The 19,555-nt window shown below is 65.7% G+C and carries 17 protein-coding genes, 1 tRNA gene and 3 pseudogenes; 14 read left to right on the top strand and 7 right to left on the bottom strand.

Annotated elements, in window-relative coordinates:
- Positions 1-41: 41 nt before the first annotated feature.
- Positions 42-1,973 (bottom strand): transketolase, encoded by a 1,932-nt coding sequence (gene tkt / locus RUTHE_RS00825; RefSeq protein ID WP_051150349.1) that lies wholly within the window; start codon positions 1,971-1,973, stop codon positions 42-44.
- A 220-nt stretch (positions 1,974-2,193) separates the two neighbouring features.
- Between tkt and RUTHE_RS00820 the strand changes: the two genes are divergently transcribed.
- The 11 genes and pseudogenes from RUTHE_RS00820 to RUTHE_RS17240 all read left to right on the top strand — a co-directional run bounded on the left by RUTHE_RS00820 (position 2,194) and on the right by RUTHE_RS17240 (position 9,104).
- Positions 2,194-2,964 (top strand): DeoR/GlpR family DNA-binding transcription regulator, encoded by a 771-nt coding sequence (locus RUTHE_RS00820; RefSeq protein ID WP_021096321.1) that lies wholly within the window; start codon positions 2,194-2,196, stop codon positions 2,962-2,964.
- Positions 2,961-3,713, top strand: a complete 753-nt coding sequence (locus RUTHE_RS00815) for a triose-phosphate isomerase (protein ID WP_021096320.1) — start codon at positions 2,961-2,963, stop codon at positions 3,711-3,713. Before RUTHE_RS00820 ends, RUTHE_RS00815 begins: the two co-directional genes overlap by 4 nt.
- A 10-nt stretch (positions 3,714-3,723) precedes the next feature.
- Positions 3,724-4,185, top strand: coding sequence for a D-erythrulose-4-phosphate isomerase (derI, locus tag RUTHE_RS00810; protein WP_021096319.1), 462 nt, complete (start codon positions 3,724-3,726; stop codon positions 4,183-4,185).
- A 9-nt stretch (positions 4,186-4,194) separates the two neighbouring features.
- A complete protein-coding gene (locus tag RUTHE_RS00805) occupies positions 4,195-5,163 on the top strand; it encodes a class 1 fructose-bisphosphatase (RefSeq protein ID WP_021096318.1) in 969 nt (322 codons plus the stop codon).
- Positions 5,164-5,171: 8 nt separating this feature from the next.
- Positions 5,172-6,206 carry a class II fructose-bisphosphate aldolase gene (fba, locus tag RUTHE_RS00800; protein ID WP_021096317.1) on the top strand — a complete coding sequence of 345 codons (1,035 nt, stop codon included), beginning with the start codon at positions 5,172-5,174 and terminating at the stop codon, positions 6,204-6,206.
- A gap of 45 nt (positions 6,207-6,251) precedes the next feature.
- The gene (locus tag RUTHE_RS00795) at positions 6,252-7,253 is read left to right on the top strand and encodes a dihydroxyacetone kinase subunit DhaK (RefSeq protein WP_021096316.1); all 1,002 of its coding nucleotides are present in this window, start codon (positions 6,252-6,254) and stop codon (positions 7,251-7,253) included.
- A 3-nt stretch (positions 7,254-7,256) separates the two neighbouring features.
- Complete coding sequence (gene dhaL, locus RUTHE_RS00790; protein WP_021096315.1) at positions 7,257-7,871, top strand: dihydroxyacetone kinase subunit DhaL; 615 nt, start codon at positions 7,257-7,259, stop codon at positions 7,869-7,871.
- A gap of 138 nt (positions 7,872-8,009) precedes the next feature.
- On the top strand, positions 8,010-8,216 hold the full coding sequence (locus RUTHE_RS15200; protein WP_051150348.1) for a hypothetical protein: 207 nt from the start codon (positions 8,010-8,012) through the stop codon (positions 8,214-8,216).
- A 93-nt stretch (positions 8,217-8,309) separates the two neighbouring features.
- A complete protein-coding gene (locus tag RUTHE_RS18790; RefSeq protein ID WP_483826384.1) occupies positions 8,310-8,603 on the top strand; it encodes a phage major capsid protein in 294 nt (97 codons plus the stop codon).
- Positions 8,600-8,995, top strand: a pseudogene (locus tag RUTHE_RS18510) (phage major capsid protein); the annotation flags it as partial. The gene RUTHE_RS18790 and the pseudogene RUTHE_RS18510, both read left to right, overlap by 4 nt.
- The gene (locus RUTHE_RS17240; RefSeq protein WP_245542173.1) at positions 8,940-9,104 is read left to right on the top strand and encodes a hypothetical protein; all 165 of its coding nucleotides are present in this window, start codon (positions 8,940-8,942) and stop codon (positions 9,102-9,104) included. The pseudogene RUTHE_RS18510 and the gene RUTHE_RS17240, both read left to right, overlap by 56 nt.
- A gap of 128 nt (positions 9,105-9,232) precedes the next feature.
- On the opposite strand, the pseudogene RUTHE_RS15750 reads toward RUTHE_RS17240, so the two are convergent.
- From RUTHE_RS15750 to RUTHE_RS00750, 6 genes and pseudogenes are all read right to left on the bottom strand, one after another.
- A pseudogene (locus RUTHE_RS15750) lies at positions 9,233-9,991 on the bottom strand (IS5 family transposase).
- Between the two features lie 67 nt (positions 9,992-10,058).
- Positions 10,059-11,031 (bottom strand): annotated as a pseudogene (locus RUTHE_RS15745) (IS630 family transposase).
- A gap of 300 nt (positions 11,032-11,331) precedes the next feature.
- Positions 11,332-11,421: transfer RNA gene (locus tag RUTHE_RS00765), tRNA-Ser, on the bottom strand.
- A gap of 291 nt (positions 11,422-11,712) precedes the next feature.
- Complete coding sequence (locus tag RUTHE_RS00760) at positions 11,713-13,611, bottom strand: glycoside hydrolase family 127 protein (RefSeq protein ID WP_021096309.1); 1,899 nt, start codon at positions 13,609-13,611, stop codon at positions 11,713-11,715.
- Position 13,612: 1 nt separating this feature from the next.
- Positions 13,613-15,127: an arabinosylfuranosidase ArfA gene (gene arfA / locus RUTHE_RS00755; protein WP_021096308.1), complete on the bottom strand. Its 1,515-nt coding sequence runs from the start codon at positions 15,125-15,127 to the stop codon at positions 13,613-13,615.
- Positions 15,128-15,234: 107 nt separating this feature from the next.
- A complete protein-coding gene (locus tag RUTHE_RS00750) occupies positions 15,235-16,167 on the bottom strand; it encodes an ArsR/SmtB family transcription factor (protein WP_021096307.1) in 933 nt (310 codons plus the stop codon).
- Between the two features lie 320 nt (positions 16,168-16,487).
- Here RUTHE_RS00750 and RUTHE_RS00745 point away from each other — a divergent pair, with 320 nt between their 5' ends.
- The 3 genes from RUTHE_RS00745 (at position 16,488) to RUTHE_RS00735 (ending at position 19,552) form a co-directional block, all read left to right on the top strand.
- Positions 16,488-17,753, top strand: coding sequence for an extracellular solute-binding protein (locus RUTHE_RS00745; RefSeq protein WP_021096306.1), 1,266 nt, complete (start codon positions 16,488-16,490; stop codon positions 17,751-17,753).
- Between the two features lie 72 nt (positions 17,754-17,825).
- Entirely contained in the window at positions 17,826-18,704 is an 879-nt protein-coding gene (locus tag RUTHE_RS00740; RefSeq protein WP_021096305.1) for a carbohydrate ABC transporter permease, read from the top strand.
- Positions 18,701-19,552 (top strand): carbohydrate ABC transporter permease, encoded by an 852-nt coding sequence (locus tag RUTHE_RS00735; RefSeq protein WP_021096304.1) that lies wholly within the window; start codon positions 18,701-18,703, stop codon positions 19,550-19,552. Before RUTHE_RS00740 ends, RUTHE_RS00735 begins: the two co-directional genes overlap by 4 nt.
- Positions 19,553-19,555: the final 3 nt, after the last annotated feature.

The following is a 19,555-nucleotide window of genomic DNA, read 5'->3' as shown; positions in this document are numbered from 1 at the left end:
TCGGCGCTTTCGCGCGGGTGCCCGAAGGGGGCGAGCGTCGGTCAGTCCACCAGCGCCTTTGCCCGGGCGATGATCGCGGCCTTTGTGATGCCGAATTCCTGATACAGCCGCTCGGCCGGGGCCGAAGCGCCAAAGCCCGGCATCCCGATCACGTCCGCTTCGCTTGCGACATAGCGCGTCCAGCCGAACTTGCCCGCCGCCTCGATGGCGATGCGGGGCGCCGTTCCCAGCACTTCGTCGCGATAGGCTTGCGGTTGCGCGTCGAACAGATCCCAGGCCGGCATCGAAACCACCGCCACGCCATAGCCTTCCGCCTCCAGCGCCTGGGCCGCCTCGATGGCCAGTGCCACCTCGGTCCCGGTGGCGATCAGCGTCACGTCGCGGTCGGCCTTGAACCGGCGGATGATGTAAGCTCCCTTCGCGGTCAGGTTCTCGTCACTTGCCTCCAGCCGCAGCTGCGGCACGTCCTGCCGCGACAGGGCCAGCAATGTCGGCCGCTTGCGGTTACGGATCGCGATGTCCCAGGCCTCGAGCGTTTCCACCGTATCGGCTGGGCGCAGCACGGTCAGGCCGGGGATCGCGCGCAAGGACGCCAGGTGTTCGATGGGCTGGTGCGTGGGTCCGTCCTCGCCCAGACCGATCGAGTCATGCGTCATCACATAGATCGTCCCCACCCCCATCAGCGCCGAAAGGCGGATCGCGTTGCGGCAATAGTCGCTGAATACGAGGAATGTCCCGCCATAGGGGATGAACCCGCCATGCAGCGAAAGTCCGTTCATCGCCGCTGCCATGCCGAATTCGCGCACGCCATAGCCGATGTAGCGGCCCGGAGCCTCACGCGTGAACTGGCTGTCCACCGCCTTGACCCTGGTCAGGTTCGACCCGGTCAGGTCGGCCGACCCGCCGATCATCTCGGGCACTGCCGCGGTCAGCGCCTCTAGCGCCATCTGGCTGGCCTTGCGCGTCGCGGCCTTTTTCGGCGCGGCGAAAAGCGCCGCGCGCGCCTCGGCCAGGGCGGCATCGTAGCCCTTCGGCAGCTCGCCCGACAGGCGGCGCAGGAATTCGTCCCGCGCGGGATGGGCGGCAAGCCGCGCCTGCCAGTCCTTGCGCACCTCGGCCCCGCGCGCGCCGATCCGGCGCCATTCGGCCAGAAGCTCTGCCGGGATCTCGAACGGCGCCGACGTCCATCCCAGCGCCGCCTTGGTCGCCGCCGCCTCCTCGGGGCCCAGGGGCGCGCCATGCACCGCATATGTTCCCGCCTTGTTCGGAGAGCCGAAGCCGATCACCGTTTTCATCGCGATCAGCGAGGGTTTCCCGGTTTCCGCCTTTGCCGCCGCGATCGCCGCGTCCAGCGCGCGGCCGTCGTGCCCGTCGCAGGACTGCACATGCCAGCCGCAGGCCCGGAACCGTGCCGGCACATCCTCGGAAAAGCTGACCGAGGTCGGCCCGTCGATGGTAATGGCGTTATCGTCGTAAAGCACGATCAGCTTGCCCAGCCCCAGATGCCCGGCCAGGCTGATCGCCTCTTGCCCGATGCCTTCCTGCAGGCAGCCATCGCCCAGAAAGACATAGGTGTGGTGATCCACGATATCCGCCCCGAATTCGGCCGCCAGGCGCCGTTCGGCCAGCGCCATGCCGACCGCCGTCGCCAGCCCTTGCCCCAGCGGGCCGGTCGTCGTCTCGACCCCCTTGGCATGGCCGTATTCGGGATGACCTGCCGTGATCGCGCCCCACTGGCGGAAATTCCGCAGCTGCTCGAGCGTCATGTCCTCGTACCCGGTCAGGTGCAGCAGCGCGTAAAGCAGCATCGAGGCGTGGCCGTTCGACAGCACGAAACGGTCGCGGTCGGGCCAGTCGGGGTTTGCCGCGTCGAACTTCAGATGGCGCGAAAACAGCACCGCCGCCGCATCCGCCATGCCCGTCGGCGCGCCCGGGTGGCCGGATTTCGCCGCCTCGACCGCGTCGATGGCCAGCGCCCGGAGGCAGTTGCCAACACGAAGTTCTGCGGATCGAGCGCCGCCTTGACGGCGATTTGCGGGGCCTCCGTCATGATCGTCCTTCGATGTTCGTGCCGCAAATAACGCAGTTTCTGTTACATCTCAATAAAAATCACATTACGAGATCACAAAATCACAAAAATATGTTGCAATGAGGCCGATTTGTGTTATCTCAGCGCCAAGAACGGAGGGAATCGTGAAGCGCGAGGAGCGCAGGCAAGCGATCATGGATCTTCTGGTCACGGCTCGCGCCGTGGACCTTGACGACCTGGCAGACCGCTTCTCGGTCTCAAAGATGACGATTCACCGCGACCTGGACCACCTGGAGGCCGCAGGCCTGTTGCGCAAGATTCGCGGCGGGGCGACGGTGGAATCCGGCACCCAGTTCGAAAGCGACTTCCGCATCCGTGCCATGCAGGACGCCGAGGCCAAGGCGCGGATGGCCCGCGCGGCGGCGGAACTAGTGGAGCCCGGCATGACCGTGCTGGTCAACGACGGGTCGATGGCGGCACTGCTGGGCTCGACGCTGGTCGAAAAGCGGCCCCTAACGGTGATTACCAACAACGGCGCCGTGATGGACGTGCTGCGGAACGAACCCGGCATCACGCTCATCGCGCTTGGCGGCATTTTTCGCCCGAAATACAACGCATTTTTCGGCGTGGTGACCGAAGGCGCGCTGTCGCGGCTGCGTGCGGATCTTGCCTTTATCTCGACCCCTGCGGTCGCGGGTTGCCGTGCCTTCCATATGGATGACGAGGTGGTGCGCACCAAGCGCGCGATGATGAATGCCGCCGCCCAGTCCTGCCTTCTGATCAATCACAAGCGTTTCGGCCGGTCCGCCCTGCATGTTCTGGCCGACCTGACCGAATTCGACGCCATCATCACCGATGCCGCCCCCGCGCCGGAAGACCGCGCCGCAATGGACCGGGCGGGCATCAGGCTTACCATCGCAAGGGACGACACATGACGCATTGGATCGGCACAAGCTGGAAGATGAACAAGACCTTGGCCGAGGCCCGCGCCTTTGCCGACGGGCTTTTGGCCGCGACCTTCGACCCGCGCATCCAGCCCTTTGTCATCCCCCCCTTTACCGCCGTCCGCGAGGTCAAGGCGATGCTGGCTGGCACGCGGGTCAAGGTTGGGGCGCAGAACATGCATTGGGCCGACGCGGGCGCCTGGACGGGCGAGATCAGCCCCGTGATGCTGACAGACTGCGGGCTGGACATCGTGGAACTTGGCCATTCCGAACGGCGCGAGCATTTCGGCGAGACCGACGAAACCGTGGGCCTGAAAACCGAAGCCGCAGTCCGCCACGGGCTGATCCCGCTGATCTGCATCGGCGAAACGCTGGAGGAACGGCAGGCAGGCCGGGCGGCCGAGGTGCTGGAAACCCAGGTCAGGGGCGCGCTGTCGAAGCTGACCGGGACGCAGAAGCAGGCGCAAATCCTTCTGGCCTATGAACCTGTCTGGGCCATCGGCGTGAACGGAATCCCGGCGACCAGCGATTATGCCGATGCGCGTCAGGCCGAGATCATCGCGGTGGCAACGGACGTGCTGGGACGCCGCATCCCCTGCCTCTACGGCGGTTCGGTCAATCCGCAGAACTGCGCGGAACTCATCTCTTGCCCGCATATCGACGGGCTTTTCATCGGCCGCTCGGCCTGGGATGTCGCGGTCTATCTCGACATTCTCGGCCGCTGCGCCGCCAAACTGTGAGGGAATGACTATGAAACTGGCAATCGGGGGCGATTCTGCGGGTGAAGGACTGGCCAAAATCCTGGCCGAGCATCTGAAGGGCAAGCACGACGTGACCGAGGTCAGCCGCATCGGCGATGCGCTGGATCCGTTCTATGCCAACCTGTCGGAGCGGGTGGCGAACGAGGTAAAGGCCGGCAAGTATGACCGCGCGATCCTGGTTTGCGGCACCGGCATCGGCGTCTGCATCGCGGCCAATAAGGTGCCGGGCATTCGCGCCGCGCTGACCCATGACACCTATTCCGCCGAACGCGCGGCGCTGTCGAACAATGCCCAGATCATCACCATGGGCGCACGGGTCATCGGCCCGGAACTGGCCAAGGCGATCGCCGACGCCTGGCTGGCCCAGACGATGAACTTCGACACCGCCGGAAAATCCGCTGGCAATGTGGCCGCCATCGACGCGGTGGACGCCAAATACAACAAGGCCTGAGAGCTTCCCATGCTGCGCTTGCCGAACGACGGCGCGCCGACCGGCACGCTGCTAGAGGAATATTTGCCCGGCGACGGCGCGGGCGGCATCGTCCTTGCCGTCGCCCGGGCGGTGCCACAACTTGCTGCAAGGCTGGCCGAGGGGCGCATCTGCGGCGACCCCACGGCCATCGTGGGCGTGAACGACTCGGGCGACAAACAGAAGGCGCTGGATGTGGGCGCGCATGAGCACATGCTTGCCGCCTTGCGCGCGGCGGGCGTCGGCCGCGTGCTGTCCGAGGAGGCCGAGGCGGTCATCACCCTCAACCCCGGTGGTGCCTTCGATGTGGCGATCGACCCGATCGACGGCTCGGGTTCCATCGGCATCGGCTCGCCGCTGGGCCTTCTGTTCACCGTCCTGCCCGCCGCACCCGAAGGCTTTCTGCGCACCGGCCGCAGTATCGTGGCCGCCGGTTATGCCTCTTTCGGCCATTCCTGCGATTTTGGCTTTTCCATCGGTCAGGGCACCCATATCGCCACGCTGGAACCCTCGACGGGTCGCTTCCGGCTGACCCACGAAAACCTGCGCTTGCCCGAAAAGGCCAAAACTATCGCCTGGAACGCATCGAACGAAAGGCACTGGCATCCCGGCCTGCAGGCTTGGGCGCGCGACCTTCGGCTTGGCAAGGAAGGCCCGAGAGGGCGCGACTTCAACATGCGCTGGCTCGCCGCCGCGGTGGGCGAGCTGCACCGCATCCTGCTGCTGGGCGGCTGCTTCATTTACCCCGCCGACCGGCGCGAGGGCTATCAGAACGGCCGCCTGCGCACGATCTACGAGGCCTGCCCCATCGCCTTCCTGATCGAACAGGCCGGGGGGGCGGCGACCGACGGGCTGGCCACGATCCTCGACCGCTTGCCCGCCACCCATCACGAGAACACGCCCCTGGCCTTCGGTTGCAAGGACGAAGTCGCCACCATCGCCCGCTACCTTTCGCAATAGGGAACCCTATGGCCCGCATCACGCTTCGCCAGCTTCTGGACCACGCTGCCGAACATTCCTACGGCGTACCGGCCTTCAACATCTCGAACATGGAACAGGGCCTTGCGATCATGGCCGCCGCCAAGGCCTGCGACGCGCCAGTGATCCTGCAAGCCAGCCGCGGGGCGCGGGCCTATGCCGGCGACCGGGTGCTGGCGCGCCTGATTGACGGGCTTTGCGAGATGTATCCCGAAATCCCGGTCTGCATGCATCTGGACCACGGCAACAACCTGGCCACCTGCGCCACGGCGATCCAGAACGGCTTTACCAGCGTGATGATGGACGGCTCGCTGCGCGAGGACGGCAAGACCCCCGCTGATTATGCCTATAATCGCGACATCACCGCCCGGGTGGTGCAGATGGCCCATGCCTGCGGTGTGTCGGTCGAAGGTGAACTGGGCGTGCTGGGCAGTCTGGAGACCGGCATGGGCGACCAGGAGGACGGCCACGGCGCGACCGAAAAGCTGTCGCACGACCAGCTGCTGACCGACCCGGCCGAGGCCGAGCGGTTCGTGTCCGAAACCGGGGTCGATGCGCTGGCCGTTGCCATGGGCACCAGTCATGGCGCCTACAAGTTCACCCGCAAGCCCGACGGCGCCATCCTGGCCATGCATGTGATCGAGGAAATCCACCGCCGCCTGCCGAACACGCATCTGGTCATGCATGGTTCCTCCTCGGTGCCCGAGGATCTTCAGGCGATCATCAACAGCTACGGCGGCGACATCCGTCCCACATGGGGCGTCCCGGTCGAGGAGATCCAGCGCGGCATTCGCTCCGGCGTGCGCAAGATCAACATCGACACCGACAACCGTCTGGCGATGACCGCAGGGATTCGCCGAACGCTGGCCGAAGAGCCGGGCGAGTTCGATCCCCGCAAGTATCTCAAGGCCGCGATGGCCCTGATGCAGAAGGTCTGCGAGGCCCGGTTCGAGGCCTTCGGGACTGCCGGACACGCCAGCCGCATCCGCCCGCTTCCGGTCGAGGCGATGGCAAAACACTACTGACGTCCGTCCGCCCTGTCGCTAGACTGGTGCACAAGGGAGGCCGGAATGCAGACCCAAAAACTGATCAATGACGGCAACCTGGCGGTTGACGAGATGCTTGCGGGCATCCTTGCCGCCCATCCGCAACATCTCTGGCGGCCCGAACATGCGCCGCGGGCGGTCATCGCCCGCCATGGCCCCCGCCCCGGCAAGGTTGCCCTTGTCATCGGCGGCGGCTCAGGACATGAGCCGACCTTTCTGGGCTTTGTCGGCAAGGGGCTGGCCGATGCCGCCGCCATCGGCAATGTCTTTGCCTCGCCCCCGCCGCAACCCGCCGTCGATGCGGCGCTGGCCGCGAATGGCGGGGCCGGGGTGCTGTTCATGTATGGCAACTATGCCGGCGACGTGATGAATTTCGACATGGCCGCGGAACTGCTGGAGATGGAGGGCATCGAGGCCCGCACCGTCCTGACCACCGACGACATCGCCTCGTCCCCCGTCCGTGAGAAGCGCCGGGGTGTGGCCGGGAACGTGTTCATCTTCAAAGCCGCAGGCGCCGCCGCCGATCTGATGCTGCCTCTGGACGAAGTCGAACGCATCGCCCGCCACGCCAATGCGCGCACCTTCACGATGGGCGTCGCGCTGTCCTCTTGCTCGCTGCCGCAGACCCGGCGGCCCAGCTTCGACCTGCCGCCGGGCGAAATGGAGATCGGCATGGGCATCCATGGCGAACCCGGCGTCCGCCGCGGCCCCCTGCGCCCGGCGGACGAGGTGACGGACGAGATCATGGACGCGCTTCTGGCCGAGATGGGCGCGTCGCGTGGGGACCGAGTCGCGGTGCTTGTCAACTCGCTGGGGGCGACACCGCTGATGGAGCTTTACATCCTTCACGCTCGCGTCGCCGCGCGTCTGGCGCAGGCGGGGCTTTCCGTCCACAAGGTGCTGGTCGGCCCCTACTGCACGTCGCTGGACATGGCGGGGGCCTCGATCACGCTGATGCATCTCGATGACGAGCTGACCCGCCTGATCGACCACCCTTGCGACTGCGCCATGTTCCGCCAGGGCTGATCCATGTTCACCACCGACGATCTGAAAACCCTTTTCGCCGCCTTCGCAGCCCGGATGGCGACCGAGCGCGACCACCTTTGTGCGCTGGACGGCGCGATCGGCGACGGCGATCACGGCATCGCCATGGAGCAGGGCATGGCCGCCGCCGCCAAGGCCGCCGCCGAGACCGAGGGCACGCTGCAGGACATCTGCAACGCCGCGGCAAAGGGGTTTCTGAACGCCGTCGGCGCTTCGTCAGGGCCGCTTTACGCCACGGGGTTTCTGCGCGCGGGCAAGGCGCTTGGCCCCGTGACCAGCGTGCCGCAAGCGCAGGTTCTGTCCATCATACCGGCGATCCGCGACGGGATCGCCCATCGCGGCAAGGCGGTGCCGGGACAGAAGACCATGCTCGACACCTGGCACCCGGCCGCCGAGGCTGTCATTGGCGGTGCGACCGCGGCCGAGGTGCTGCGCACCGCGACCGAAGGCGCCGAGGCGACCCGCGCGATGACCGCGACACTGGGCCGGGCCGAACGACTCGGCGCCAGGGCGGTGGGTCATCCCGACCCCGGCGCGGTCTCGGCCCTGATGCTGATCGAGGAAATCCTGGCACGGATCGTCCCGCCACCCGCCGACTAGGCTGCGGACTCGGATGCCGCATCCAGAGTCGTACGGAGGCGATGCGGGCAGCGACAAGGTCATTGTGGGCGGTCTTTTGGTAGCGTGTGGCGATCTTTCTGAAGTGCTTGAGCTTGTTAGGGACCGCTCAACCAAGTTGTGCTGGCGGGCGGCGGGCATCGCAGCTTCGATGATCCCGCCTTTCTGGCCGAGGCGGCGGGCGAAGCCATCTATGCTCGGCTCGACCCGACGCATGAGCTCTCTCCGCCCGCGCGGGCCTTCGCGCATCTGTCCCTGCCCGAAATGGCGCGGTCGGTGCTCGAGTTTCGATGTGTGCAGACGCGGGGCTCTCGCCCGATCACCTGATCGCCCGCGCGCTGGGCGGGGCGCATTCGACGGGCGACTTCCCCCTGACCCTCGGTAACGCCCTGACACGAAACCTGCGTCGGCTTTACGAGGCTGCCCCGCCCGCCCTGCGCGCGGTGCGCGCGAGGCCTCGGCGCGGGACTTCCGCGACAAGCAGGTGATCGCCCTGGGCGAGGGGCCGCGGCTCGAGCGGGTCGCCGAGGGCGCGGAATTCCGCTACGCGCCGTTGTCGAGGCCGCCGAGGCCTACCGCGTGCAGACCTATGGCAAGATCGTCGCGATCACCCGTCAGGCGCTGGTCAACGATGGCCTCGGGGCCTTCGACCGGCTGCCGCGGATGTTCGCCCATGCCGCCGTGGACCTCGAAGCCTCGCTGCGGCTGGCCTGATCGAGGCCAACCCGACCCTGAGCGACGGGCGGCCCGTCTTCCACGCCGATCACGGCAACCTTGTTGCAACGGGCACGCCGATCACGGTTGATGCGGTGGGCGACGCCCGGGCGCTGATGCGGGCCCAGCGCGGGCCGCAAGGCGCCGTGATCGGTGCGGCCCCGACCTTCCTGGTCGTCGGCCCGGCGCGGGAGACGCAGGCCGAACAGCTTGTGGCCCAGATCACCGCGGCCGCGCCCGCGAACGCCAACCCCTTCGCGGGGCGCCTGCAGGTGGTGGTGGAACCGCGCTTTAGCGACGCGAACGCTTGGTATCTGGTGGCAGATCCCGCGATGCATGACGGGCTGGAGTTTGCCTATTTCTCGAAGGCCAGCGCGCCTTCAGGTCGAGACGCGGGCGGGCTTCGAGGTGGACGGGATCGAGGTGCGCGCCCGGCTCGACTTCGGCGCGGGCTGGGTGGACTGGCGGTCCTGGGTCCGGAACCCCGGCGCGGCGTCCTGATCGCGGCCACTTTCCATCGGCGACGGCGCCCGGTGCCCGCCGGGCGCGTTCGTGTGTCTGCTGCCTGCCTCGGGTCCTTCCCGGCAGTCATGGGATTCGGGCGGCGGGGGTGCGGTATTCCTCTAGGCTCAGTTAGACAACCAGTCCAGGCGGCGGCGAGATGCAGCCTACCAAGGAAGCTGGCTGCGGTTTTGTCATATCGGGTGGCGATGGCGCGGGTTTCCTTGAGGCGTGCCCAGAGGTTCTCGACGCGGTGGCGTCTGCAGTAGGCGGCGCGGTCGTGCGGTGGGGCCGGGGATAGGTGGGCTGGCCGGGCACGCAAGGGATGGCTCCGACGGCGCGGATGGCGTCGCGCCAGGGTCGGAAGAATATCCACGGTCGCAGACGACGCGACCGATGGGCCCCAAGGGGCACAGTAGCTCCAAGACGGCCGGCCCGGCCCGCACCTCGCTCGCCTGGCCGGGCAGCAGCAGGAACAGCACGGCCCGTCTTTTCGCGTCAGCCACGCCCAAGGCCTTGGTCCCGAAGCCGCCGCGGGATCGGCCTAGGGCGTGCCTCAGCCCCCCCCCTTTTGCGCCCGCCGCCTTGTGGTGAGCCCGCACCGAGATGCCGTCCAGGAACACCTCGCCCAGATCGGGCCGCCCCGCCTCGCGCAGATGCTCGAAGGCCCGTTCCCACACGCGCGACCGCGACCAGCGGATGTGCATCTGCGCCGCCTTCCACCAAGGTCCGAACTCGGACGGCAGCGAGCGCCACTTGGCGCCGTTCCTCTGCCGCCAGATCACGGACTCGATCACACGGCGCTCATCGCCCATCGGACGCCCTGTCCCAGACCGGGCCGCATCCAGCGCCCCCTTCAGCCGCCCCCACTCCACGTCATCCAGTATCTCCATGCCAACCTAACTCAGTCCAGCATGCAAGAGTTCTCTAACAGGCCCTTAGCTGCGCAAGCGATCACGTTGCATCGTATCCGGCGGCGGCGGAGCAGTTGGCGCATTCCTGCGGGGTGAAGGTGTCGAGGAGGCGGCCGATGGCGGTCCGGAGGCCATCGACGGTGCGCTTGGCGGCCTTTCTGAGGAGGGCCCTGAGCTTGGCGGAGGCGTTCTCGATAGGGTTGACGTCCGGTGAGCAGGGCGGCAGGTCAAGCAGGCTGGCGCCTGCCGCCCCGATCATCGCGCGCATCTTCGGCCCCTTGTGGCTTGACAGGTTGTCCGGCACGACGATGTCGCCGGGACGCAGTTCGGGACTGAGCACCTTCTCGACATCGGTCTCGAAGGCGATGCGGTTGATCGGGCCGTCGAGCACGAGGGGCGCGATCATGCCGCGCAGCGTGAGGCCCGCCACGAAGGGGGTGGTCTTCCAGTGCCCGTGGGGGATGCCAACGCGCAGGCGCTCGCCGCGCGGGGCCCATCCGTGGCGCCGTGCCATGTTGGTGGAGGCCCAGTCTTGTCGATGAAGACGAGATGCCCGGGATCGAGGTCGGGCTGATCGTCGCACCAGGCCGGACGCTGCTTCAGGATGTCGGGGCGCTGCTGCCCGGCCGCGTGGGCAGTCTTTTTTTGCGCGTCATGCGGTGCCGCTTGAAGAAGCGCTGGACGGTGCCGAAGCCGAACGCATGGCCGCGCTCGGCAAGGGCCTGGCGCATCTCGTCACGCGTCATGTCGGGCGTCTCCTCGCGCAGCGACAGGATCAGCCCCTTCACGGCCTCGATCCGCTTCGATCGCCGGTCGCCGCCAAGCGCCTTCGGCCGGACATCCCCTTGCTCCCGCTTGCGCCTCCGCCACCGGCTGACGCTGGCTGCGCTGACCCCGAACCGTGCCGCCGCCTGGCGGTGCGTTGCGCCCGCCGCCACCGCCACCAGAACCCGCTCCCGAAGATCGACCGACAAAGCTCTCGACCTGCCTGCCGGCCTCCCCCCCCCGGCCAGGCAGCTCGAATCAGAACCGAACAATCGGAGAATCCCCAGCGATGCATTCAGCTCAGGTGATGCCTAGTGGCAGAGGGAAGATCGGGGTACGCAGCGGCTGTGGCTGCATGCTCCTCTCCGCGGGTCGCGGCCGCCTGTCGAGGCGCTCCGCGGCGGTGCCCAGCCTGTTCGGCATCCGCCGCCGCTTCGGAGTCCGTGTTCGGAGTCCCTGAACGTCCGGATGAATCCCGGTCGCAATGGGGGATGTTCCGGGGACTGGCTTGAGAAAAAGCCATTATAATCAGATTTTTGTTCAAAAAGTGGCGGAGACGATGGGATTCGAACCCACGAGACGGTTTCCCGTCTACACCCTTAGCAGGGGTGCGCCTTCGACCACTCGGCCACGTCTCCGCCGCCGTGTCTAGGGAGGATGAGGGGGGATGACAAGGCGAAAGCAGTGCCCTTGCTGCAAAGTCCGCAGGGGAAGAGGCTTTCCCGTCCCGCTCGCGGCATCGGCCCGAAGAGAGGCGCAGGATCTTCCTCTTTCGGTGCGCCTGCTTCATCAGGGGAATAAGCCCCTTCGCCGCATGGGGTCATCCGCGCGCCCGAACGGGCTGCCGATGACTGCCCCCCGCCCCTGCCCCCCGCCCCTGCCCCCCGTCCCCCGGAACCGCCGCAACCGAGGCGTCCGGACGCGCCGCCTCATGTCTCGGGCAGCCAGACCGCCATGGCCCCCGCATCGCGATTCCCCCAAAGGAAATACGGGATCGCGACCAGAGGCGCCTCGATCTCGGACGGCGGGTCGGAGCGATACAGATCCTCCCTGTCATCCGTCCGGATGGCCCGCGCCGTCGTCGCCAGGGTCACGATCCCGCCAAAGAGATCGGCGCGCGGCACTGCCGCAAGGGCAGCGCTGCGGGGCAACCGCAGATCGGCGACCGGCACCGGATGATCGGCGGCCTCGAGGCAATAGATGAGCGGTCCGCGTTGCAGCGCCACACGGCCGCGATCCGCCCGGACCAGCGGATGAGCCCAGATCCGCCCGGGCGGCATCGGCAGGTCCAGCATCACCCGGTCGCCCGGGGACCAGAGCCGATCGAGCACCAGATAGCCGCGCTCGGTCCGCGCATCGACATCGATCACCTCCCCGTTCACCGCCGCTGCGGCGCCCCTGCACCAACCGGGGATGCGCAGCCGCAGGGCCATCCGTAGCGGGACTGCCGGCGTGACGGTCAGGACGATCCGCCCGTCCCAGGGATAGTCCGAGCGCTCCTCCACCCGCAGACCCTGCCCGCCGATGGTCGTCTCCACCGTCGCGCCGCCGTAGAGGTGGAAGGCCAGGCCATCAGGGGCGACCGAGCAGAAATAGCCGCCGACCGAAGCGACAAGACGCGCCACATTCATCGTGCAGCAAGGGCAGGGGTGCCAGGGCCAGCGCCGATGGCTGCCGTCCGATTCGAGCTTGTTCTCGTAGAAGTAATGGGTGCCATCCCATGACAGGCCCGACAGCGCACCGTTGTAGAGCGCGCGCTCCATGAGGTCGGCATATCGACCCTCGAGATCGAGATGCAGCATCCGGTGCGCCCAGAACACGAAGGCGACCGAGGCGCAGGTCTCGGCATAGGCGGTGTCGTTGGGCAGGTCGTAATCGGCGGTAAATCCCTCGTTTCCGGCCGAGGACCCGAACCCCCCTGTCACATACATCCGCCGCAGGGTGGCATCCTGCCAGAGCCGCTCGCAGGTGCGGCGCAGATCCTCATCTCCCGTTTCGGCCGCGAGATCCGCCATGGCGGCATACATGTACATCGCGCGCACCGCATGACCCACAACCTTGGTCTGCTCGCGAACCGGGAGATGGGCCTGCTGATACTCATAGGTCTTCTGGTGATAGGCGGCCGGGTCCTCGCCCCGGGCACGCGCCTCCTCGTCATAGTAATGCGGCTGTCGCCCGCGCTCGTCGATGAAGTAGAGCGCAAGCTCGAGATGCCGACGATCCCCGGTCAGCCGGTAGAGGCGCATCAGGGCGATCTCGATTTCCTGATGCCCGGGATATCCACGCTTCTGCCCCTCGCCACGGCCGAAGGTGCTGCGGATATGGTCGACGAAGCGCTCCATCACCGCAAGGAAGCGCCGCCGGCCCGTCGCCTGGAAATAGGCGATGGCACCTTCGAGAAGGTGGCCGGCATTGTAGAGTTCATGCCGGTCGCGCAGGTTGGTCCAGCGCAGATGCGGCTCTCGCCCCAGATACCAGAAGTTGACATAGCCGTCCGGCAGTTGTGCCGCCTCGAAGCGGTCCACGATCGCCTCGATCCGGGCTTCGATCAGCGGATCGCGGCGATGGTGCAGCGCATAGGAGGCGGCCTCGATCCATTTGCCGATGTCGCTGTCCCAGAAGACCTGATGCGTGTGTCCGTTCGGCCAGCGGGGAATGCGCAGGGGCGGCGGCGGATCCTTCAGCTCGAGGGACTCGAGAATGCCACTTTCGCCGAGCTTCTCGTACTGGCTTGGGATCGTGCGGGTGAGCACGGTCTCGAGCCGCTCGGACCAGAAGCGCCCGGTGAAGCGCACATCCCTGAAGGGAACTGGCTGCCATCTGGTCATGTCAGGCCAGCGTGACGCGGATCATCTGCCAGGAATGCGGCGGAAGCGTCACCGTCAGCAGTCCATCGGCGACTCTTGCGCCGGCCCCGTCGCGCGGAACGACGGCATCAGGATCGGCCAGCGTATTCCGCGCGCGCAGATTCTCATGCGTCATCACCTTGTGTTCGGTCACACGGGCCGCGCCGAAGCCTTGCAGGGCGATCTCGGTCTGCAAGGATTCGGCCGCGTGCCGATTGATGGCAAAGAAGGTGAGGGTGCGGGCCGCCTCGTCATGGACCCCGGCGATATCAAGCCAGGGCACATTGTCGTCATGAATGCTGTCGTAGCCGGGACAGCTGACCGACAGATTGAGCGCCGTTCCCCGCCCATGGCGGGAAGCGAAGTAGTAGGGATAGTAGATCGTTTGCCGCCAGGCCGGCCCGCCCGGCTCGGTCATGATCGGGGCAATGACATTCACCAGCTGCGCGATGCAGGCGATCTTCACCACATCCGACCGCCGGATGAAGGTGTTGAGGATACACCCGACCTGAAGCACATCCTCGAAGATGTAGATGTCCTCGAGCAGCCGCGGCGCATGGGGCCATCCGGCATTCCCCTCGAGCACGGCCCGATCCTCGGCATTGGAATGATACCAGACATTCCATTCATCAAAGCTGATATGGACATCGCGCTTCGACCTCTTGTTCGCCTTCACCAGACGGATCGCTGCGGCGACGGTCGCGATGTAGCGGTCGAGCTTGTGATTGAGCGAAAGATAGGTCTGCGTGTCGCCGTCGCGGTTGGCGAAATACATGTGCAGGCTGATGTGATCGACCGCCTCGTAGGTATGTTCGAGGACGATGCGCTCCCATTCCGGATAGGTCTTCATGTCCGAATTGGAGGAGCCGCAGACGACCAGTTCCAGCCCCTTGTCGAAGGCCCGCAGGGCCTTGGCCGTCTCGTTGGCGAGCCGTCCGTATTCCTCGGCCGTCTTGTGGCCGATCTGCCAGGGCCCGTCCATCTCGTTGCCGAGGCACCACAGGCGGCAATTCCAGGGCTCGGCCCGGCCATTCTTCTTGCGCAGGTCGCCCCAGTAGCTGCCCAGGGGTCCGTTGACATATTCGACGAAGTTCCGCGCCTGATCGAGCCCGCGGGAACCGAGATTGATGGCGAGCATCGGCCGGGTGTTCACCGTGTCGCACCAGGCCATGAATTCGTGGATGCCGACGCGGTTCGATTCGGAGGTGTGCCAGGCGAGGTCGAGCCGCACCGGGCGCTGCTCCACCGGACCGATCCCGTCCTCCCAATTGTAGGCGGAGACGAAATTGCCGCCGGGATAGCGCACGAAGGGGATGTCGAGCTCGCGCACCAGCTCGGCCACGTCGCCGCGCATGCCGTTGGCATCAGCCGTCGGATGATCTGGTTCATGGATACCGGTATAGACCGCCCGGCCCAGATGCTCGAGGAACGCGGAATAGATCCGCTCGTCGATGGCGGCGATGGTGAAATCCCGGTGCGCCGTGACGGTCGCCTTCATGTTGCCCTCCCTTCTGCGCAGGACCCGGCGGCCCGGAATCCGTATCAGCAAATACGATGTATATCTGACTACAGGGAAAGGTCGTCAAGAAGAATCCCCGCCCCGGCCTAGCCGGAGGTCGTGATCCGCATCACGATGTCCTGGTCATAGTTGCCAAAGCCGCGTCCGAAGATGTTGACGCCACCGGGATGGCGCGCATCCTCGCGCACCGCGATGCGCAGGCGGATCGAGCGATGCCTGTCGAGGTCGAGATCCTTGAGGGAGACGGGCGAGATCTTCACGCCATCCACGAAGGTGCCTTCGGGTGTCACCCGCCAGGTCTTGAGCTTGCCATACTGGCTGCCCTTCAGCTTCCACCAGTCGGGCGTATAGACGCCGCGCTGGTCGCCGAAATCGCCCGGGCTTGTCCATGTGCCGATATCGACCCGGTTGACCGAGACAGTGATGTCCGAGGGCCAGTTGGGGCTCGTCCCCGGCACTTCCGAACAGAGCTCCATGGAGAACTCGAGCGAGCGCAGGCTCCCCTTCATCAACTTGATATTGTTCGGAAACTGATACTCAACATAGCCCCGGGTGAACCAGATGAGAGCCGCATCCATGCGGCCGGGATCCAGAAAGCTGTCCGGCACATCGAGAAGCCCCACGATGCCCTGCGTGGAGCAGAGGCCGCAGGGCGCCGTTACCTCGCAGGAGGTGTAGAGGCCGAGCGGCATGGCCACCTCGATGGTATTGGCATCGGCAGCCGCCGCATCCTGATCCTTGAGCAGGACCAGAATCTCGTCGAACTGACTGTGGCAGAGCTTCTGGTTGCCCTTGCGGGCGCGCTGCGTCTCGGTCCGGATGAGGCCGGCCTCCTCCAGAAGCTGAATGTTGGCCGAGACCGTGGATTGCGGCAGGGACAGGCGCTGGGCGATCTCGTTGACGTTCAGCGGCCCCTCCCGGCGCAGAAGCTTCAGGGCCTGAATCCGCGCCGGAGAGGCAAGAGCCTTGAGAACGCCGAGACCTTCTTCGGGATCGACGATGAGAAAGTTGCGACCCATGATACCGTATCAGCCTCCATGGAACACATCCAGTCTAGTCCGGCATCACGGATGCCATCAAGCGACCCCTCCTGCCCAAATTGGAAATTGTTCCAGCGCGCAGGAGCATGGGCATTCGCCTTCCAGCATGGCTCTATGATCTTCAATAATCATGGACACCGATATGTATCTACATTCTTGTTGACACAAGTCGTGTCTTCCATAGGATTTCCCCTGTCGGATCCGCGTCCTCGCGACGGGGGCGCTCCGGGAATGCCGGGCCGGATCCGGAAAGAACGGGTCGAGGGGCGCACAAGGCCCCCGGGCAAAGGGAGGATCGGATGACCAGAACATTTCGGGCGGCCTTGCTGTCTTCGGCGCTGCTGGCGCCCGGCGTGCAGGCTCAGGAGATCGTCGAATGGTGGGATTTCCTGGGTGGCGGCGACGGGGTGCGGATGAAGCAGCTCATCAGCGACTTCAACGCCGAACATGCGGGCGAAATCCAGATCAATGCCACCACGCTCGACTGGGGCATTCCGTTCTATACCAAGGTCCAGACAGCGGCGGCGGTCGGGGAAGGCCCTGACATCATGACCTATCACGCAAGCCGCATCCCCCTCGCGGTCAGTCAGGGCACGCTGGCCCCGATCACGCCGGAGGATCTTGCCGCGATGGGCCTGTCACCCGACAGCTTCGCCCCCTCGACCTGGGAAGCGGTGAACGTGGACGGCACGACCTATGCCATCCCCTTCGACACCCATCCCATCGTCCTCTACTACAACAAGGACATGCTCGAGGCAGCGGGCCTCATCGGCGAGGACGGGCTGCCAACCGGGCTCGACGGGCTCGAGAATTTCAACGCCGCACTGCAGACGCTCAAGGACAATGGTGCAGAGTGGGCCATCGCGCAGGTGACGGCCGATGGCGGCTTTGCCTTCCGCACCATCTATTCCCTTCTCTGCCAGCAGGGCGGCACCATCGGCGGCGACGGCGACTGGTTCCCTGGCGACAGTCAGCAGAAGCTTGAAAACGCGGTGCAGGTGATCGCCGACTGGGTCGCCAACGGCTACAATCCCTCCTACACCGATTACCCGACCACGGTGGCCCTCTTCACCTCGGGGGCGGCGCCGTTCATGATCAACGGCGTCTGGGAAGTTCCCACGATGACCGATCTTGCTGCGCGGGGCGAGCTTTTCGAATGGGGCGCGATCGAGCTGCCTGTGCTCTTCGACCGGCCCTGCACCTATGCCGACAGCCATGCCTTCGCCATCCCCAACAATGTCGGCAAACCGCCAACCGCTGAAAAGCATGCGGCGGTGCTCGAAGTGATCCGCTGGATGTCCGAACATTCGCTGTTCTGGGCCACGGCGGGGCATATTCCTGCCAACCTGGCCGTCATTCAGTCCGAGGAATACCAGACGATGGAGCCGCAGGCGACCTATGCCTCGCTCATCGCCAACATGGTCTTCGACCCGAAGTCGATCCATGCAGGCGTGGCCTCTGCCCTGTTCGAGGAAGCCGGCAATGCCTTCACCGCGGCCATGAACGGCGAGGTGGATGCCGCCACCGCCGTGGCCGAGATGAAGGCGGCGATGGACAGGCTCTGACCCCTTGCGCAATGGCCGGCCCCACCCTGTGCCGGGGCCGGCCCGACCCGACCAGACCCGACCGGGGAGCCCATGCTGACCGACCGACGCAAGGAACTGATCGCCGCCCTGGTGCTGATCACACCTTTTCTCGTGATCTATGGCTGGATGTTCGTCTGGCCCACGATCCAGATGGTGACGATCAGCTTCACCAATGCTCCCCTGATCGGGAAAGGGGACTGGATCGGGCTCGACAACTACAGGGCGCTTCTCGCCGATCCGGTGTTTCACACGGCCCTGTGGAACACGAGCTATTTCGTGATCCTGACCGTGGTTCCCGGCACGGCGGTCGCGCTGCTGATCGCCCTCATGGTCTCGCGGCTGAGAGGCTGGCTCCAGAGCCTGGTGCTCGCGCTGTTCTTTCTGCCCTTTATCCTGCCGGTCACCGTCGTCTACGTCATCTGGGACTGGCTCACGAATGTGCGCTTCGGCCTGCTGCAGGGCGTGATCGAACCCCTGGCGGGCCGCAACGTCAATGTCTGGCGGACCCTGCCCTGGTTCATGCCGGGGGTCGCCCTGATCACCATCTGGTGGACCAACGGTTTTTCCATCCTGCTGTTTCTGGCCGGGCTGAGGAACATCCCGCGCGATCTCTACGAGGCGGCAAGTCTTGACGGCGCAACGCGCTGGCAGCTTTTCACACGGATCACCTGGCCACTGATCTGGCCGGTCACCGTGCTGTGCCTGACGATCCAGCTCATCCTTCAACTCAAGATCTTCGATCAGGTCTACCTGTTCGCTCAGGGCGGCCGGACACGTTCCACCATGGTCATGGTGCAATACATCTACGAAACCGCCTTTCAGCGGAATCAGGGCGGCTATGCCGCGACAGTTGCCGTGATGCTCTTCATCATCGTGGCCATCTTCTCGGTGCTGCAGTTCCAGCTCCTGCGCATGAGGGGTGCGCGATGACCGCCCTGTCCGCCGGACATCCCACCCGTCGCATCGACCTGGCTGGCGTGCTTCTCACGCTGTTGACGCTGATCGCCGCAGCAATCTGGTTCCTGCCGATCTACTGGGCGCTGGTGACAAGCCTGCGCTTCGATGCGGACACGGTTCGGGAATTCTCCCCCTGGCCGTCGAACCCCACCCTGCAGGGCTACATCTTCGGCATCACCAATTCGAACCTGCCGGTCTGGTATCTGAACTCCACGATCACCTCGGTGGCGATCACCGTCATCGCGGTTCTCGTCTCGGCCTGTGCGGGTTATGCGATCTCGCAGCTGCGCTTTCCGGGGCGGCGGCTGCTGTGGTGGATCATCCTCGCTTCCTTCATGATCCCGGTCCCGGCGCTGATCGTGAACCATTTCATCATCATCGCCGGCGTGGGACTTCTGAACACGCATCTGGGGATCATCCTGCCGATGCTCATCACCCCGGTCACGGTGATCGTCTACAAGCAATTCTTCGACAGCCTGCCACGCGAATACCGCGAGGCGGCCGTCATGGACGGCGCCAGCGAGTTCCAGCTGCTGTTCCGGCTCTTCCTGCCGATGAACTGGGGGGTCACGACGGCGATGGCGATCATCACCTTCATCGGGGCATGGAACAGTTTCCTGTGGCCTTTCCTTGCCGCAAACAATGAACGGATGATGACCGTGACCGTGGGGATCGCCACGGTCCAGGACGCCTTTGGCGTTGCCTACGGGCGCATCCTGGCCGGCGCAGTCCTGGCCAGCCTGCCCGTGGCTCTTGCCTATCTTCTCTTCCAGCGCAGGGTCACCCAGGCCATCGCGCTGTCTACCGGGATCAAGGGGTAAGCC

Origin of the sequence: Rubellimicrobium thermophilum DSM 16684, assembly GCF_000442315.1 — a bacterium.
Lineage (GTDB): Bacteria > Pseudomonadota > Alphaproteobacteria > Rhodobacterales > Rhodobacteraceae > Rubellimicrobium > Rubellimicrobium thermophilum.
The sequence above is the reverse complement of the archived record's forward strand: the minus strand, read 5'-3'. Positions and strand labels throughout refer to the sequence as shown.

Bases quoted from the DNA above. Each gene is read 5' to 3' on its own strand.
- RUTHE_RS00815 (WP_021096320.1), top strand. From the start codon at position 2,961: ATGACGCATTGGATCGGCACAAGCTGGAAGATGAACAAGACCTTGGCC.
- derI (WP_021096319.1), top strand. From the start codon at position 3,724: ATGAAACTGGCAATCGGGGGCGATTCTGCGGGTGAAGGACTGGCCAAA.
- RUTHE_RS00805 (WP_021096318.1), top strand. From the start codon at position 4,195: ATGCTGCGCTTGCCGAACGACGGCGCGCCGACCGGCACGCTGCTAGAG.
- fba (WP_021096317.1), top strand. From the start codon at position 5,172: ATGGCCCGCATCACGCTTCGCCAGCTTCTGGACCACGCTGCCGAACAT.
- RUTHE_RS00795 (WP_021096316.1), top strand. From the start codon at position 6,252: ATGCAGACCCAAAAACTGATCAATGACGGCAACCTGGCGGTTGACGAG.
- dhaL (WP_021096315.1), top strand. From the start codon at position 7,257: ATGTTCACCACCGACGATCTGAAAACCCTTTTCGCCGCCTTCGCAGCC.
- RUTHE_RS17240 (WP_245542173.1), top strand. From the start codon at position 8,940: ATGACGGGCTGGAGTTTGCCTATTTCTCGAAGGCCAGCGCGCCTTCAG.
- RUTHE_RS00760 (WP_021096309.1), bottom strand. From the start codon at position 13,611: ATGACCAGATGGCAGCCAGTTCCCTTCAGGGATGTGCGCTTCACCGGG.
- arfA (WP_021096308.1), bottom strand. From the start codon at position 15,127: ATGAAGGCGACCGTCACGGCGCACCGGGATTTCACCATCGCCGCCATC.
- RUTHE_RS00750 (WP_021096307.1), bottom strand. From the start codon at position 16,167: ATGGGTCGCAACTTTCTCATCGTCGATCCCGAAGAAGGTCTCGGCGTT.
- RUTHE_RS00745 (WP_021096306.1), top strand. From the start codon at position 16,488: ATGACCAGAACATTTCGGGCGGCCTTGCTGTCTTCGGCGCTGCTGGCG.
- RUTHE_RS00740 (WP_021096305.1), top strand. From the start codon at position 17,826: ATGCTGACCGACCGACGCAAGGAACTGATCGCCGCCCTGGTGCTGATC.
- RUTHE_RS00735 (WP_021096304.1), top strand. From the start codon at position 18,701: ATGACCGCCCTGTCCGCCGGACATCCCACCCGTCGCATCGACCTGGCT.